1 protein-coding gene is annotated in these 622 nt (G+C 43.1%); it reads left to right on the top strand.

The genetic code is table 11. From position 1 onward, the window contains the following. Window positions 1-339: 339 nt before the first annotated feature. A partial coding sequence (locus R7E78_RS27970; protein WP_318058865.1) for a sulfatase-like hydrolase/transferase occupies window positions 340-622 on the top strand: 283 nt, incomplete at its 3' end.

Here is a 622-nt window from a genome sequence, read left to right as displayed (position 1 = left end):
CTAAGTAAAGTTCAACAAGCAAAAGGTTAATCCTAAGCGTATTTGAACCCCCAACGGTTCGTAGTGATGATCTATCTTGGTTGTCGGCGCGAACCGTTTTTTATTTTATCTATTTCGCAACCCTCTAATCGTTTGTTATCTCTTCCTGCCATTCCTTGCGTTAGCGAACCTTCTCTTATCTAAACGCTTTCAGATCTTTGTTGTCGCCGTGTGAATATGTTCGCGGAAATTATTAAACCCCATTGCCTTTATTCTCATTTTGAATATTCGCAAATCCGGAAGTTGTGAACTATACATTCTGTTGCAGGAAGCACTTTTCTAATACACACAGAGGTTTATATGACAGCGAAATATGGCGTTAAACGCCGATTAGCGATTCTTGCCGCCGCTTTAATCGGTGCGACAAGTAGCAGTATCGCAGCAGAGAAACCAAATATTCTCGTCATTTGGGGTGATGATATTGGCCAGTCCAATCTCAGTGCGTACACCTTTGGCTTGATGGGATACAAAACACCAAACATCGACAGCATCGCGAAAGAGGGCATGATGTTCACTGATTACTACGGTGAACAATCTTGTACTGCGGGTCGTTCCACCTTTATTACCGGCCAGACTGTGCTCA

Source organism: Vibrio sp. YT-19(2023) (assembly GCF_033337395.1).
The sequence above is the reverse complement of the archived record's forward strand: the minus strand, read 5'-3'. Positions and strand labels throughout refer to the sequence as shown.